11 protein-coding genes are annotated in these 14,051 nt (G+C 69.2%); 1 reads left to right on the top strand and 10 read right to left on the bottom strand.

Translation table 11 applies throughout. The features are described 5' to 3' along the window. Nucleotides 1–86: 86 nt before the first annotated feature. From AAG689_RS14590 to AAG689_RS14545, 10 genes are all read right to left on the bottom strand, one after another. Entirely contained in the window at nt 87–1,550 is a 1,464-nt protein-coding gene (locus AAG689_RS14590) for a cellulase family glycosylhydrolase (protein ID WP_406622642.1), read from the bottom strand. Between the two features lie 91 nt (nt 1,551–1,641). Next, complete coding sequence (locus AAG689_RS14585) at nt 1,642–2,886, bottom strand: NAD(P)/FAD-dependent oxidoreductase (protein ID WP_406622641.1); 1,245 nt, start codon at nt 2,884–2,886, stop codon at nt 1,642–1,644. A 66-nt stretch (nt 2,887–2,952) separates the two neighbouring features. Next, nucleotides 2,953–4,665, bottom strand: a complete 1,713-nt coding sequence (locus tag AAG689_RS14580; protein ID WP_406622640.1) for an acyl-CoA dehydrogenase family protein — start codon at nt 4,663–4,665, stop codon at nt 2,953–2,955. Then, nucleotides 4,662–5,318, bottom strand: coding sequence for a TetR/AcrR family transcriptional regulator (locus AAG689_RS14575; protein WP_406622639.1), 657 nt, complete (start codon nt 5,316–5,318; stop codon nt 4,662–4,664). The genes AAG689_RS14580 and AAG689_RS14575 overlap by 4 nt, the downstream gene beginning before the upstream one ends. 93 nt (nt 5,319–5,411) lie before the next feature. Beyond that, nucleotides 5,412–6,206, bottom strand: coding sequence for a uroporphyrinogen-III C-methyltransferase (cobA, locus tag AAG689_RS14570; RefSeq protein ID WP_406622638.1), 795 nt, complete (start codon nt 6,204–6,206; stop codon nt 5,412–5,414). Continuing rightward, nucleotides 6,203–7,135: a DNA-binding protein YbiB gene (gene ybiB, locus AAG689_RS14565; protein WP_406622637.1), complete on the bottom strand. Its 933-nt coding sequence runs from the start codon at nt 7,133–7,135 to the stop codon at nt 6,203–6,205. Before ybiB ends, cobA begins: the two co-directional genes overlap by 4 nt. A 65-nt stretch (nt 7,136–7,200) precedes the next feature. Continuing rightward, the gene (murI, locus tag AAG689_RS14560; RefSeq protein WP_406622636.1) at nt 7,201–8,085 is read right to left on the bottom strand and encodes a glutamate racemase; all 885 of its coding nucleotides are present in this window, start codon (nt 8,083–8,085) and stop codon (nt 7,201–7,203) included. Between the two features lie 45 nt (nt 8,086–8,130). Next, a complete protein-coding gene (locus AAG689_RS14555; RefSeq protein WP_082176350.1) occupies nt 8,131–8,466 on the bottom strand; it encodes an ankyrin repeat domain-containing protein in 336 nt (111 codons plus the stop codon). Between the two features lie 112 nt (nt 8,467–8,578). Next, nucleotides 8,579–10,138 (bottom strand): fumarate hydratase, encoded by a 1,560-nt coding sequence (locus AAG689_RS14550; protein ID WP_406622635.1) that lies wholly within the window; start codon nt 10,136–10,138, stop codon nt 8,579–8,581. Nucleotides 10,139–10,210: 72 nt separating this feature from the next. Continuing rightward, nucleotides 10,211–12,388, bottom strand: a complete 2,178-nt coding sequence (locus AAG689_RS14545) for a putative bifunctional diguanylate cyclase/phosphodiesterase (RefSeq protein WP_406622634.1) — start codon at nt 12,386–12,388, stop codon at nt 10,211–10,213. 277 nt (nt 12,389–12,665) lie between these two features. Between AAG689_RS14545 and fumC the strand changes: the two genes are divergently transcribed. Continuing rightward, the gene (fumC, locus tag AAG689_RS14540) at nt 12,666–14,051 is read left to right on the top strand and encodes a class II fumarate hydratase (protein WP_406622633.1); all 1,386 of its coding nucleotides are present in this window, start codon (nt 12,666–12,668) and stop codon (nt 14,049–14,051) included.

Below are 14,051 nucleotides of genomic sequence, written 5' to 3'. Positions count from 1 at the left end.
GTCAGCGGCTTAAGATTCATTTTAAATGAATATTTAAAATCCGCAAAAAGCAGCCATGGGCTGCTTTGCATGAGGGGATGGCGGCTTCAGCGCTGAGCGCAAAAGCCGAATTCCGCCGTCGCGCCGGGTGCCAGGGTCTTGTTCCAGTGCAGGCCGGAGGCCGTGAGCTGGCTGCCCTGCTGCGTCCACTGCGCGTTCCACAGGTTGTTGATGGTGCCGCTGACCTGGGTGGTGACCGTCCATTCGCCCGGCGCTCCGCCCATGTTGACGACGTTCACGCGCTGGCAGTAGCCGCTGGTCCAGTCGGTATAGATCGTCGCCATGACCGCAAAATTGGCGGCTGGTGGCGGTGGCGGTGGCGGTGGCGGTGGCGGTGGCGGTGGCGGTGGCGGTGGGTTCGTGGGCTCCGTGCCATCGCCCCACAGGCGCTGCAGCAGGCGCACCTTGTCGCTGCGCACGCTCTGCCAGTCGTCCTGCAGGATGCCGCCGGTGTCGCCGCTGTTGGGGTTCCACGACCAGTAGAAGCCGTTGCGCATGTCCTTGGCGATGAGGTAGTCCACCAGCGCGTCCTGCCAGGCCACGTCGTGTGCCAGGCCCTGTCCGTACTTGCCGCCGAATTCGCCCAAGGCCAGGGTATAGCCCTTTTGCACGAAGCGGCCGAACTGCTGTTCCCAGATGGCGGGCATGTTGGCGGGGAAGCCGGGCGCGTTGAAGTAGCTCTGCTCGTAGACGTCCGGGCCGTAGACGTGCGGCGACAGCAGCAGCCGGTTGGCGGGAATGTCCAGGGGCGTGCATTCGAGCGGCTCGATGTTGCCGCCCCAGAAATGGCCGCCCTGGCTGGAGCAGGTGTTGCTGGCGCCGATGCCTTCCACCGCGATCAGCCAGTGCGGCGCGGCCTGCAGCACGGCAGCCGCCGCGCGCTCGGCCGCGCGGTTCCAGTCGGTGGCGGGGTTGCCAGCGCCCCAGGTGGCGGCGCCGTGGGGCTCGTTCTTGATGTCGAGGCCGATCACGCCAGGCACCTGGGCATAGCGCTGGGCCACGAAGACCAGGTCGCTGATCCACTCCTGCTCGCTGTAGTTGGGCGTGTACCAGAGCTCGCTGATGTTCTGGCAGTCGGGCGTGTGGTGGTCCAGCAGCACGTACATGCCCCGGCCGCTGAGCTCATCGACCACGCGGTCCATCAGTTCGAGGGAATTGAGGCCGCGCAGGTCGGGGTTGCGGTAGTAGTCGATGCCGCCCGGGGTGACGCCGTCCAGCGTGGCGGGGCAGAAGGGCAGGCGCACGGCATTGAAGCCCAGCCCCTGCATCTGGTCGATCATGTCCTTCCAGTTGCGCGTCCACAGCCCGTGCACCACCTTGATGTCGGTGCCGAAGCCGAACCAGTTCACCCCGCGCAACTGCACGGTGCGGCCCGCGCCATCGAGGATCTTGCCGGCCTGCACTTCATAGGCCGAGGCAGGCAGGCTGGCGGCCAGCAGGCTGGCGGCCAGGGCCAGCGGGGGCAGGAGTTTTTTCTGCGCATTGGATCTCGCTGAAGGAATGTCAAACACCGTTAATGGCGGATAGGCGATTCTTGAACAAAAAGTCCGCTTTCTGACGTAACGGCCCGTTTTTTATTTGATACGCGTCAACTGAGCGGATTCAGGCCTGCATCGGAAGTGCCTGTGCACAGGCATGGGCGCTGGCCCAGGCCCACTGGAAGTTGTAGCCGCCCAGCCAGCCCGTCACGTCCACCACCTCGCCGATGAAATACAGGCCCGGCTGGGTTTTGCATTCCATGGTCTGCTGCGAGAGCGTTCGCGTGTCCACACCGCCCAGCGTGACCTCGGCCTTCTTGTATCCCTCGGTGCCCGTCGGCGTGATTTCCCAGCGCGCCAGCCGCTCGGCTAGGCGTGCGAGGGCCTTGTCCGAAGCCTCGTTGATGGGGCGCTGCCATTCCGGACTCTGGCCAGCCCAGGCATCGGCCAGGCGGCTGGGCACGAGGGTGGCGAGCTCGTTGGCAATGCGCTTCTTCGACCGTGCCTTGGCCTGGGCCAGCGCGGAGGGGAGTTGAACGCCAGGCGCGAGGTCGATGGCGATGGGCGTGCCCGGCTGCCAGTAGCTGGAAATCTGCAGCACGGCCGGGCCGGACAGGCCGCGGTGCGTGAACAGCAGGTCTTCGTGGAAGGCCATGCGCTCCTTCCTGGCGCCGGTGCTGATTTCCACCGGCAGTGCCAGGCCCGCGAGCTGGGCATAGGGCGCCCAGGCCTCACCGTCGAACGTGAGCGGCACCAGCCCCGGGTGCCTCTCCACCAGCGGCAGGCCGAACTGCTGGGCCAGTCGATAGCCGAAATCCGTCGCGCCGATCTTGGGAATGGACAGCCCGCCCGTGGCGATGACTAGGCTGCGTGCCTCCACCTGCCCCCGGTCGGTATCGATTTGATAGCTTCTGGCGCTTGGCTGGCAAGCGCTGGAGGCTGAAAAGGCTATGTTTTTCACGCCGCAGGGCTGCCAGCGCTCCACGCGCCCCTCGGCGCATTCGGCGAGCAGCATGGTGATGAGGTCCTCGGAGGAGCGGTCGCAAAACAGCTGGCCCTTGTGCTTCTCGTGGAAGGCGATGCCGTGCCTCTGCACTAGGGCGATGAATGTGGCGGGTGTGTAGCGCGCCAGCGCCGAGCGGCAGAACTGCGGGTTGCTGCCCACGAAGTGGCGCTGCGGCGCGCGTGGGTCGAGCTCGCGGTTGGTGAAGTTGCAGCGTCCGCCGCCGGAGATGCGGATCTTCTCGGCCACCTTCTCGGCATGGTCGATCAGCAGCACCTTCAGCCCGCGCTGGCCCGCCTGGGCGGCGCAGAACAGGCCGGCGGCGCCGGCGCCGACGATGACGGCATCAAAGCAGGGAGTGGACACGGGCAGGAGTTGCGGCGGGGCAAAGCCGCCGATTGTCGCGCACCCGTGCGCCAGCGCCTGTGCTCCTCAGCGCACCACCTGCGCCCGGTCCACGATGGCGCGCGCCTGCGCGGCGCGGGTGTTAGGCCCCAGCGTGCCCAGCAGCGTGCCCCAGTGGGTGCCGTTGCCGCCCAGGCGGGTGTGCATGAAGGCGTCCACGACCTCGGGCGTGGAGTGGCGCAGCAGTTCGGCGCCCTGGACGAGGCGCGCGATGGCCTCGCTGGCGGGGCGGGCGAGGTATTCGTCGTCCACCATGGCCTGCACGAGCGTGGCCACCTCGCCGGCGAAACGGTCGAAGCCCGCGTGCTGGCCGCGCACGTCGCGCGCGTCGGCCATCAGGGCCTCCAGGCAGTGCGCGTCCTTGCGCAGGGCGCGGCGCACGTCCATGCACATCATGTTGGCCGCGCCTTCCCACACGCTGTTGAGCGGCGCCTCGCGGTACACGCGGGCCATGGGGTTCTCCTCGATGAAGCCGTTGCCGCCGTGGCACTGCAGCGCCTCGTAGGCGATGGCGGGCGCGCGCGAGCAGTTGAAGAGCTTGGCCACGGGCGTGGCCACGCGGGCGAAGGCGGTTTCGCGCTCGTCCCGGCCGATGCCGTCGGTGGCTCGGGCCACGCGCAGCGCCAGCAGCGTGGCGGCCTCCACCTCCACCGCCATGTCGGCCAGCACGTTGGCCATCATGGGCTGGTGGGCCAGCGCGCCGCCGAAGGCAGCGCGCGTGGCGCAGTGGTTGAGCGCCAGCGTGAGCGACTGGCGCATCAGGCCTGCCGAGCCCACGGCGAAGTCCAGCCGCGTGAGGTGCGCGTGCGACAGGATCTCGCGGATGCCCTGGCCCTCGGTGCCGACGCGGATGGCCAGCGTGCCGCTGTATTCCACCTCGCTCGATGCGTTGGAGCGGTTGCCGCTTTTGTCCTTGAGCCGCTGGATGAAGAAGCGGTTGTGGCTGCCGTCGGGCAGCGTGCGCGGCAGGAAGAAGCAGGTCACGCCGCCCGCCACCTTGGCCAGGGTGAAGAAGCCGTCGGACTGGGGCACCGAGCAGAACCACTTGTGGCCCGTGAGCTCGTACCAGTGCGCCACCGCGCCGTGGTAGTCGGCCGCGTGCGAATAGGTGGCGGTCGTCTGCGTCTCGCGCAGGTCGGAGCCGCCCTGCTTCTCGGTCATGGCGTAGCCAATCACCACCGAAGGCTTGTGCGCCACCTCGGCGCGGCTGAATTCGTAGCGCGTGCCGCGCACCTTGTCCGCCCAGATCTTCAGGGCCGGCTCGGCCTGGAAGCCGGCGTAGGCGGCATAGGCCATGCCCGTGGGGCAGCCCACGCCGTGCTCCACCTGGTTCCACAGGTAGGACTGCACGGCGCGCGCGAGGTGAGGGTGCGCGCCCGTGGCGTTCCAGGCGAGCGAAGGCACCTCGTGTTCCCAGGCCAGGCCCATCAGCGTGTGCCATGCGGGGTGGAAGTCCACCCAGTCGATGCGGTTGCCGTAGCGGTCGTGCGTCTTCAGCTCGGGCGTGTGCTTGTTGGCCAGGCGCGCCAGCTCCTGCACGCCTTCGTCGCCCGCCAGCCGGCCCAGGCGGGAGGCGCCTTCGGCGGCCCAGGGCGCATGGCGCGCGACGGCGGCGGTGAGCACGGCGTCGCCGTCGAAGGCGTTGAAGCCAGTGGCGGGCGCGGCCTGGTTGCGCACCTCGTGGGTGGCGTAGCGGCTGGCGGAGGGCTGCAGTTGCTGGGCGGTGGCGGGGGCGTTCATGGGTGTGTCTCCTCGGGTGGGTGGTAAAGAAGGGCCGCGCAGCACAGCGCGGCGATCTGGCCGGCCAGGCCGCGCACGGCGGCGGCGTCCTGCTGGCCCGCGGGGCCGAAGTCGGCGTTCAGCGGCGACAGCGGGCCGATCAGCGCCTCCATGAAGCCGCCGACGATGACCGTGGCCGCGATGGCCGGATCCAGGGCGCGGGGGAAGTCGCCCGTCTCCTGGCCCGCGCGCACGATGCGCACGATCTGCGCGCTGATGGCGTGGCGGTAGGTGAGGCGGGCCTGGTCGATCTCGGGTTCGCAGGGTTCGGCAATGAGCGCGTAGGCCAGGCGCCGGTGGCGCATGGCGCGCTCCACGAAGGCGGTGACGGCCGATTGCAGGCGCTGCGCGGGCGGCTCGGTGCCGCTGGCGATGGCTTCGAGCACATCCACCTCGCGCTGCGACACGGCAGACAGCACCTCCACGCACAGGTGCGCCTTGGAGGGGAAGTAGCGGTACACGGTGCCCGTGGCCACGCCCGCGGCGGCGGCCACGTGGCTCACCTGCGCCTCGGGCCAGCCGCCCTCGCCGATGAGCGTGCGCGCGGCGTGCAGGATGCGGTTGCGGTTGTCCGCCAGCCGGGCCTCGACGCCCTCGGTTCTACGGTAGGCCATGAAGGAATGAATAGAGGTTCACTGCGGTGAACTCTAGTTCATTCCTTGGTGCCCCGCAAGCGGGAGGGTGCTGGAGGGGAAAAAGGCTGCGGCTCAGGCGCCAGCCGCGCGGGCCGGCGCATCGGCCTGTTCCAGTGCCGCCACGCCGCGCACCACGTCGCCCACGACGATCACCGACGGGCTGCCCAGGCCTTCGCGCTCCACGGTGGCGTGGAACTGGCCCAGCGTGGTCCGCGCGTGGCGCTGCGTGGGCAGGCTGACGTGCTGGATCACCACGGCCGGGGTGTGTGCGGGCAGGGCGGCCAGCAGGCCGTGCTGGATGTGCGCGCAGTGGGACATGCCCATGTAGATCACCAGGGTGAGGTGCGCATCGCGCGCCGTGGCCGCCAGCAGGGGCCAGTCGGTGGCGCCGCCGCCGGGCTGCTGGTGGCCGGTGACGAACACCACGCCCTGGGCATGCGCACGGTGCGTGAGCGGCGCGCCCAGCAGCGTCATGCCCGCCAGGCCGGCGGTGATGCCGTTGACCACCCGCGCCTCGATGCCGGCCGCGCGCAGGTGCTCCACCTCCTCGCCGCCGCGCCCGAAGATGAACGGGTCGCCGCCCTTGAGGCGCACCACGTGCTCGCCCTCGCGCACGGCCATGACCATGAGCTTCTCGATAAAGGCCTGCGGCGTGCTCTTGCAGCCGCCGCGCTTGCCCACGTGCACCACGCGCGCCGTGGCAGGCGCCAGCGCCACGATGGCGTCGCTCACCAGGTCGTCCACCAGCAGCACCGTGGCGGCCTGGATGGCCTTGACCGCCTTCACGGTGAGCAGTTCAGGGTCGCCCGGGCCGGCTCCGACCAGGGTGCAGGTGCCAATGTGGCGGGAGGCAGCAGTGTGGCTCATGGATTGGGCTCCTCAGTGATCTGACGGCTCAAACGCAAGATATGTTCCACCTGCCGCTGCAGGGCTTGCGGCACGGGAGCCTCGCCCGCCAGCACGCGGCGCGTGTAGGCGGCGGTGGCGTCCACGCCGATGTCCGTGGGCAGGCCCGGCACCTCGTCGGCGGTGCCGGGGCGCTGCTCCTCCAGCACTTGGTGCGCGCCGCAGACGAAGGCGTCGTAGCGCGGCGCGCGGCGCGGGTCGGCCGCGGCCTCGCCCTCCAGCCCGCGCGAGAGCAGCGCGTGCATGCCCCGGGCGGCGAAGGTGGCGCACAGCAGGTCGAAATACTCGGGGTGCGTGTAGCTCGTCACCACCAGCGCCGGGCCGGCGCATGGGGCCAGCAGCTTCACCACGCTGTGGGCCGGGTTGCGCAGGCCCACCACCTCGCGCACCGAAAGCAGGCGTGCCAGGCCGGGGTGCAGTGTTTCGGTGCGTAGGTGCGCCACGGTACCGGGCGCTATCGTTTGGGGAGCTGCCAGCGCTGGTGTACCCAGCGCTTCGAGCACATCTGATGCCAGAACGCGGCGCGCCTCGGTGCGCATGCCGTGCAACAGCACGGGCAGGCCCTCGCGCGCCAGCAGCAGCGCCAGCAGCGGCGTGAGCACAGGCAGCTTGCGCGCCCCGTTGTAGCTGGGCAGCACCACCAGGGGCGGGCTGCCGGCGGGGCCTGCAGGCACGGCGGCCACGCGCGCGTGGGTCGCGTCGAGGAAGCCGCACATCTCGTCAGGCGTCTCGCCCTTGATGCGCATGGCGACGCAGAAGGCGCCGACCTCCAGGTCCGTCACCCGTCCGTCGAGCACCTGGCCGAACAGGTCCGCCGCCTGCGCGCGGTCCAGCGCCTTGGCGCCGCGCGCGCCGCGGCCGATTTCCTTGATGTACTGGCTGATGCCCATGGCGTTGGCTGTTCGGTCGGAGAAAGGTCGGATGCATATTCTCCGGTAAACTTGATAACGATAGGTTATATGGGTGTGCCCCCGGGCGGCAGGGCCGCGCAGCACTGCGCGGGCAAACCCAGCCAGCGCTGCGCCGCCGCCTGCAGCGCGGCCAGTTGCCCGGTGGTATAGAGCGCCACGCGGCCCGGCGCGACGGGCGTGTCGCCCGCATCCGATTCGGGTGCCAGTGCGCCCGCCTGCGCCAGGATGCGCCGTGTCTGCCGCGCCACGGCGGCTCCGGTGTCGACGATCTGCACGTCCGGACCCACCAGCGCGCGTAGCGCCTCCTTGGCGAACACGTAGTGGGTACAGCCCAGCACCAGCGTGTCGATCTCGCCCGTTTTCAAGCCAAAAGTGCCCAGGGCGCCCGTATAGCGAGCGCAAAGCGCTCCTATTTTTGTAGTGGATGCGGCGGCCGGCAGCGGCTCCTCGGTGCTCTGCTCGATGGCATGGGCCAGCCCGTCGCAGGCCTGCACGGAAAAGCGCGTGCCGTCCTCGTGTTCGCGCCGCAGCCGCTCGAACCGCGTGCTGGTCACCGTGCCGCGCGTGCCCAGCACGCCCACGTGGTGCGTCTGGCTGCCGCGCGCGGCGGGCTTGAGGGCAGGTTCCACGCCGATGGTGGGCAACTGCGGCATGGCCGCGCGCAGCGGCTCCACCGCCGCTGCCGTCGCCGTGTTGCATGCCACCACCAGCGCCTTGATGCCGTGCTGGCGGTGCAGGAAATCGGCAATCGCCAGCGTGCGGCGCTGCACGAAGGCATCGCCCCGCTCGCCGTAGGGCGCGTTGCCGCTGTCGGCCAGGTAGACGAAATGCTCGTGCGGCAGCTCGTGGCGCAGGGCCTGCAGCACGCTCAGGCCACCGACGCCGCTGTCGAAAACGCCAACGGGCCGGGTTGCGGGGGAAGAAGGCATGGTTTGCTGGGGTGAAAAATCAAAATCCGTGGCCTTGCCGTCAGGTCAAACGGGAAGCCAGCGCCACCAGAATGGCTGGCGACGCTCTTGCGCGCCAAGGCCGCGCAATAGCGCGACGAACTCATGGCGGCCATGCTGCCTGGCCGCCTGGAGGGGGGCGAGGTTGTCCAGTTCCGACACGAGGCTGGGATCCGCACCGTGGGCGAGCAGGTAGCGCGCCACTTCCAGATGGCCCTCGACCAGGCTGGCAACGAGTGGGGTGCGGAGAATCTCGGGATGCTGGTAGTTCGGGTCGACGCCTTCGCTGATGTGGTGCTGCACGAGCGCGAGGTCGCCATCTACCGCGGCCTGGTACAAATCCTTCCAGTCTCCTGCTGACATCCTGAGCCTCTCGTGGTGCGAAGAGCATGGAATATAGGCCCGCCGCCGGCGCCGCGGTTCCATGAAAGAGAAAACCGCCCGAAGGCGGTTTTCCATCAGGGGCGGCGAGGGCTTACGCCGTCGCCAGCTCGATGCCCTTGAACTCCCCGCTGGCGATGCGCTTGCTCCATTCCGCTGGGCCCGTGATGTGGGCGCTGGTGCCGCCCGCGTCCACGGCCACGGTGACGGGCATGTCCACCACGTCGAACTCGTAGATGGCTTCCATGCCCAGGTCCTCGAAGCCGACCACTTTCGCCTGCTTGATGGCCTTGCTGACCAGGTAGGCGGCGCCGCCCACGGCCATGAGGTAGGCGCTCTTGTGGTTCTTGATGCTCTCGATGGCCACGGGGCCGCGCTCGGCCTTGCCGATCATGGCGATGAGGCCGGTCTGCTCGAGCATCATGTCGGTGAACTTGTCCATGCGCGTGGCGGTGGTGGGGCCGGCGGGGCCCACGGCCTCGTCGCCCACGGGGTCCACGGGGCCCACGTAGTAGATGACGCGGTTGGTGAAGTCCACGGGCAGCTTCTCGCCCTTGGCCAGCATGTCCTGGATGCGCTTGTGCGCGGCGTCGCGGCCGGTGAGCATCTTGCCGTTCAGGAGCAGGGTGTCGCCGGGCTTCCAGCTCGCGACTTCTTCCTTGGTGAGGGTGTTGAGGTCGACGCGCTTGGACTTGTTGTAGTCGGGCTCCCAGTCGATCTTGGGCCACAGGTCGAGGCTGGGCGCTTCGAGGTACACGGGGCCGCTGCCGTCCAGCACGAAATGCGCGTGGCGCGTGGCGGCGCAGTTGGGGATCATGGCCACGGGCTTGCTGGCGGCGTGCGTGGGGTACATCTTGATCTTGATGTCCAGCACGGTCGCCAGGCCGCCCAGGCCTTGCGCGCCGATGCCCAGCGCGTTGACCTTCTCGTACAGCTCCAGGCGCAGCTCTTCCACCTGGTCCAGCTTCTCGCCGCGCGCGGCCTTGGCCTGCAGCTCGTACATGTCCAGGTCTTCCATCAGGCTTTCCTTGGCCAGCAGCACGGCCTTCTCCGCCGTGCCGCCGATGCCGATGCCCAGCATGCCGGGCGGGCACCAGCCCGCGCCCATGGTGGGCACGGTCTTGAGCACCCAGTCCACCAGGTTGTCGCTGGGGTTCATCATGACCATCTTGGACTTGTTCTCGCTGCCGCCGCCCTTGGCGGCCACGGTCACGTCCACCACGCTGCCGGGCACGATCTGCACGCTGATGACGGCGGGGGTGTTGTCCTTGGTGTTCTTGCGGGCGAACTGCGGGTCGGCGACGACCGAGGCGCGCAGCGTGTTGTCCGGGTGGTTGTAGCCGCGGCGCACGCCTTCGTTGATGGCGTCTTCCAGGCCCAGGCCGGTGGGAAAGCCTTCCCAGCGCACGTCCATGCCCACCTTCAGGAACACGTTGACGATGCCGGTGTCCTGGCAGATAGGGCGGTGGCCCGTGGCGCTCATCTTGCTGTTGGTGAGGATCTGCGCCATCGCGTCCTTGGCCGCCGGGCTCTGCTCGCGCTCGTAGGCGCGGGCCAGGTGCTGGATGTAGTCGGCGGGGTGGTAGTAGCTGATGTACTGCAGGGACGCGGCAATGGATTCCACGAGGTCGTGGTACCGGATGGTGGTGCTCATGGTGGGGTCGTAGTTGCTATGGAACGGAACCCTGGGATTATCGCCCTTGGTCCCGCGCGAGCCCTGGCAGGCTCACTCGCCCATCAGCGAGGGCGCGAAGTCGCCGGTGACGGTGCCGTCGGGCGCATTGCCGCGCGTCCACTCGAGCAGCGTGTCGGCGGGCAGCGGGTGGGCGTAGAAGAAGCCCTGCAGCTCGTCGCAGCCCATGGCCATCAGGATGTTGTGCTGGCCCACGGTTTCCACGCCTTCGGCCACCACGCGCAGGCCCAGGGCGTGGGCCAGCCGCACGACGGCGTCGACCACGGCGCGCGCGTCCTGCTTGTGCTCGATGTCGCAGACGAAGCTGCGGTCGATCTTGAGCTGCCGCGCGGGCAACTGGCGCAGGTAGTTGAGGCTGGAGTAGCCGGTGCCGAAGTCGTCGATGGACAGGAAGACGCCGATGCGCGCCAGCTCGTCGAACGTGTGCTGGGTGGCCTGGATGTCCTCCATGGCCACGGACTCGGTGATCTCGCACAGCAGTTGGTCGGGCTCCACCGCGTGGCGCCGCAGCGCCGCGGCGATGCGCTCGGCCAGGCCGCTTTCGCGCAGCTGGTGCACGGACAGGTTGATCGCCACGCGCATGCGCACGCCGCTTGCGCGCCACTCGGCGATCTGGCGGCAGGCCTCGTCGATGACCCAGTTGCCCAGCCGGTTGATGAGGCCGAAGCGCTCGGCCAGCGCGATGAACACCGTGGGGCTCACCATGCCGCGCGTGGGGTGGTTCCAGCGCAGCAGCGCCTCCACGCCGCTGATGCAGCCGCGCGTGCTGTCGATCTTGGGCTGGTAGTGCAGCGCGAGCTGCCCGCGCTCCAGCGCGTGGCGCAGGTCGCTCTGCAGCCCGAGCTGGTCGGCCGCCTCGCTGCCCATGTGCGGCTCGAACAGCACGTAGCCGTTGCCGCCCGCGCGCTTGGCGGCGTACATGGCGGCGTCGGCATGGGCGACGAGCTTGTCGCGCTCGCCGTGGTCCGGGTGCACCACCACGCCGATGGAGCAACTGATCTCCACGTCCTTGTCCTCGATGCAGAAGGGGCGCGTGAGCGTTTCCAGCACGCGCCGCGCGATGGCGATGGCGTCGGCGGTGCTGGAGATGTCCTCGAGCAGCAGCAGGAACTCGTCGCCGCCCACGCGGGCGATGGTGTCGCACTCGCGCGCCTGCGCGCGCAGCCGGTCGGCCGCCTCCACCAGGATGACATCGCCCGCGGCGTGGCCGAAGGAGTCGTTCACGGGCTTGAACCCGTCCAGGTCGATGAACAGCACGGCCAGGCGGTCCTCCACGCGGTGGTGGTTGGCGCGCTCCAGCCGCAGCAGGGCATGGTTGAGCCGGTCCTCGAACAGCAGGCGGTTGGGCAGGCCGGTGAGCGCGTCGGCATAGGCGCGCTGCTGCAGCTCGGCGTTGGCGTGCTGGAGCTTGGCGTTGCTCTCCTGCAGCGAGCGGGTGAGGTGCAGGGCCGTCTGCTGCAGGCGCGCATCGAGGATGGCGGTGAACAGCGTGCTGACCAGCAGCATGCCGCTGGCCATCAGCACCAGGGCCGTCAGCCCGGGGCCGCCCAGCTCCTTGGCGCTCAGGCAGACGGCGCCCGCGGGAAAGTGGGCCGCGGCCATGCCCGTGTAGTGCATGCCGCAGATGGCGGCGCCCATGACCAGCGCAGCCACCGCCTGGTAGCGCGGGCGCTGGGCGCGCGGCACACGGTGCATGGCCTGGAAGATGAACAGCGCGGCGGCCGACGCCGCCACGGCCACCACCAGTGAGGCCGCCACGAGCCAGCCATTCCAGACGATGCCCAGCGTGAGGTCGATGGCGGCCATGCCCAGGTAGTGCATCGTCCCAATGCCGCCGCCCATCGCCAGCGCGCCCAGCGCCAGATGGGCGCGGCGGTAGCCGCCGTGGCTCGCCAGCCCCAGCGCCACGCCCGAGGCGGCCACCGCCGCGGTCCAGGACAGCAGCGTCAGCCCGCCCCGGTAGCCGAGCGGGATGGACAGCTGGAAGGCCTGCATGCCGACGAAATGCGTGGACCAGATGCCCGTGCCCATCACCAGCGCGCCGGCGAGCCACCAGGCCGCGCTGGCGAAACCGCGCGTGCTGCGCACGCGGCGTGCGAGGTTGATGGCGACGAACGAGGCCAGCGTGGCAACGAGGAACGAGGCCGTCACGGCCCAAGTGCTGTAGCTGGGAGTCAGGAAGCCGGTGGGAACAGCGGACGCAAGAGGCATGGAGGACAGGGCGGACCGGTTTTGGCGGGGCGTGTGGCGCCGCTCCGGCTGCGAGGGATCGAGAAGCGAAGACAGCGGGAGCAATGACTGTATCTGTATGTAAACAACTTGATCCGGCTCAACCCTTCATTTGTGAAAACCATTGTCAAATGAGAATGGTTTCCATTTGATGTAGGCTTGTGCCCCGCAACCGCCCGATCCATGATGCGGCTCGCGCCTCCGCGACGGCCGCGGGCGGGCGCCCACCGTTTTCCCTTCAACGCATTCCGCATTCGCCATGACCATCCGCATCGAACACGACACCTTCGGCCCCATCGACGTGCCGGCCGACAAGCTCTGGGGCGCGCAGACACAGCGCTCGCTGCAGAACTTCGACATCTCGGGCGAGCGCCAGCCGCGCGAGCTCATCCGCGCGCTGGCGCTGGTCAAGCAGGCCTCGGCCACCGTCAACCATGCGCTGGGCCTGCAGGACGAGGCCAAGACCCAGGCCATCGTCGCCGCCGCGCAAGAGGTGGTGGACGGCAAGCACGATGGCGAATTCCCCCTCGTCGTCTGGCAGACCGGCTCGGGCACGCAGACCAACATGAACGTCAACGAGGTGCTGGCCAACCGCGCCAGCGAACTGCTGGGCGGCGCGCGCGGCGAGGCCCGCTTGGTGCACCCCAACGACGACGTGAACCGCAGCCAGTCCAGCAACGACGTGTTTCCCACCGCCATGCACGTGGCAGCGGTGGAAGCGATCACGCACCGCCTGCTGCCCGCCATCGCCAAGCTGCGCGGCACGCTGGAGGGCAAGGCGCGCGAGTTCGACGGCATCGTGAAGATCGGCCGCACGCACCTGCAGGACGCCACGCCGCTCACGCTGGGGCAGGAGATTTCCGGCTGGGCCGCGCAACTCGCGCAGGGCGAGAAGCATGTGCGCGCCGCGGTGCCACACCTGTGCGAGCTGGCCCTGGGCGGCACCGCCGTGGGCACCGGCCTGAATGCGCCCAAGGGCTATGCCGAAGGCGTGGCGGCCGAGCTGGCCCAGCGCACCGGCCTGCCCTTCGTCACCGCGCCGAGCAAGTTCGAGGTCATGGCTGCGTGCGATGCCTTCGTCGCCGCCCACGGCGCGCTCAAGACCCTGGCCGCCAGCATGAACAAGATCGCCAACGACGTGCGCTGGCTCGCCAGCGGCCCGCGCAGCGGCATCGGCGAGATCAGCATCCCCGAGAACGAGCCCGGCTCGTCCATCATGCCCGGCAAGGTCAACCCCACGCAGTGCGAGGCGGTGACCATGCTGGCCGCGCAGGTCATGGGCAACGACGTGGCCATCAACATCGGCGGCATGTCGGGCAACTTCGAGCTGAACGTGTTCCGCCCCATGGTGGCGCACAACTTCCTGCAGAGCGTGCGCCTGCTGGCCGACGGCATGGTGAGCTTCAACGACCACTGCGCCGTGGGCATCGAGCCCAACCGCGAACGCATCGCCGAACTGGTGGACCGCTCGCTGATGCTGGTGACCGCGCTCAACACCCACATCGGCTACGACAAGGCCGCCGCCATCGCCAAGAAAGCGCACAAGGAAGGCACCACGCTGCGCGAGGCCGCGCTGGCGCTGGGGCACGTGACGGGCGAGCAGTTCGACCAGTGGGTCGTGCCCGGCAACATGGTGGGCCGCTGA

It is taken from the genome of Acidovorax sp. SDU_ACID1, from assembly GCF_045291395.1.
Classification (GTDB): domain Bacteria; phylum Pseudomonadota; class Gammaproteobacteria; order Burkholderiales; family Burkholderiaceae_C; genus MR-S7.
Note: the sequence above shows the minus strand (reverse complement) of the source record. Positions and strands in the feature narration are given on the sequence as shown.

Bases quoted from the DNA above. Each gene is read 5' to 3' on its own strand.
- AAG689_RS14580 (WP_406622640.1), bottom strand. From the start codon at position 4,665: ATGAACGCCCCCGCCACCGCCCAGCAACTGCAGCCCTCCGCCAGCCGC.
- AAG689_RS14575 (WP_406622639.1), bottom strand. From the start codon at position 5,318: ATGGCCTACCGTAGAACCGAGGGCGTCGAGGCCCGGCTGGCGGACAAC.
- cobA (WP_406622638.1), bottom strand. From the start codon at position 6,206: ATGAGCCACACTGCTGCCTCCCGCCACATTGGCACCTGCACCCTGGTC.
- ybiB (WP_406622637.1), bottom strand. From the start codon at position 7,135: ATGGGCATCAGCCAGTACATCAAGGAAATCGGCCGCGGCGCGCGCGGC.
- murI (WP_406622636.1), bottom strand. From the start codon at position 8,085: ATGCCTTCTTCCCCCGCAACCCGGCCCGTTGGCGTTTTCGACAGCGGC.
- AAG689_RS14555 (WP_082176350.1), bottom strand. From the start codon at position 8,466: ATGTCAGCAGGAGACTGGAAGGATTTGTACCAGGCCGCGGTAGATGGC.
- AAG689_RS14550 (WP_406622635.1), bottom strand. From the start codon at position 10,138: ATGAGCACCACCATCCGGTACCACGACCTCGTGGAATCCATTGCCGCG.
- AAG689_RS14545 (WP_406622634.1), bottom strand. From the start codon at position 12,388: ATGCCTCTTGCGTCCGCTGTTCCCACCGGCTTCCTGACTCCCAGCTAC.
- fumC (WP_406622633.1), top strand. From the start codon at position 12,666: ATGACCATCCGCATCGAACACGACACCTTCGGCCCCATCGACGTGCCG.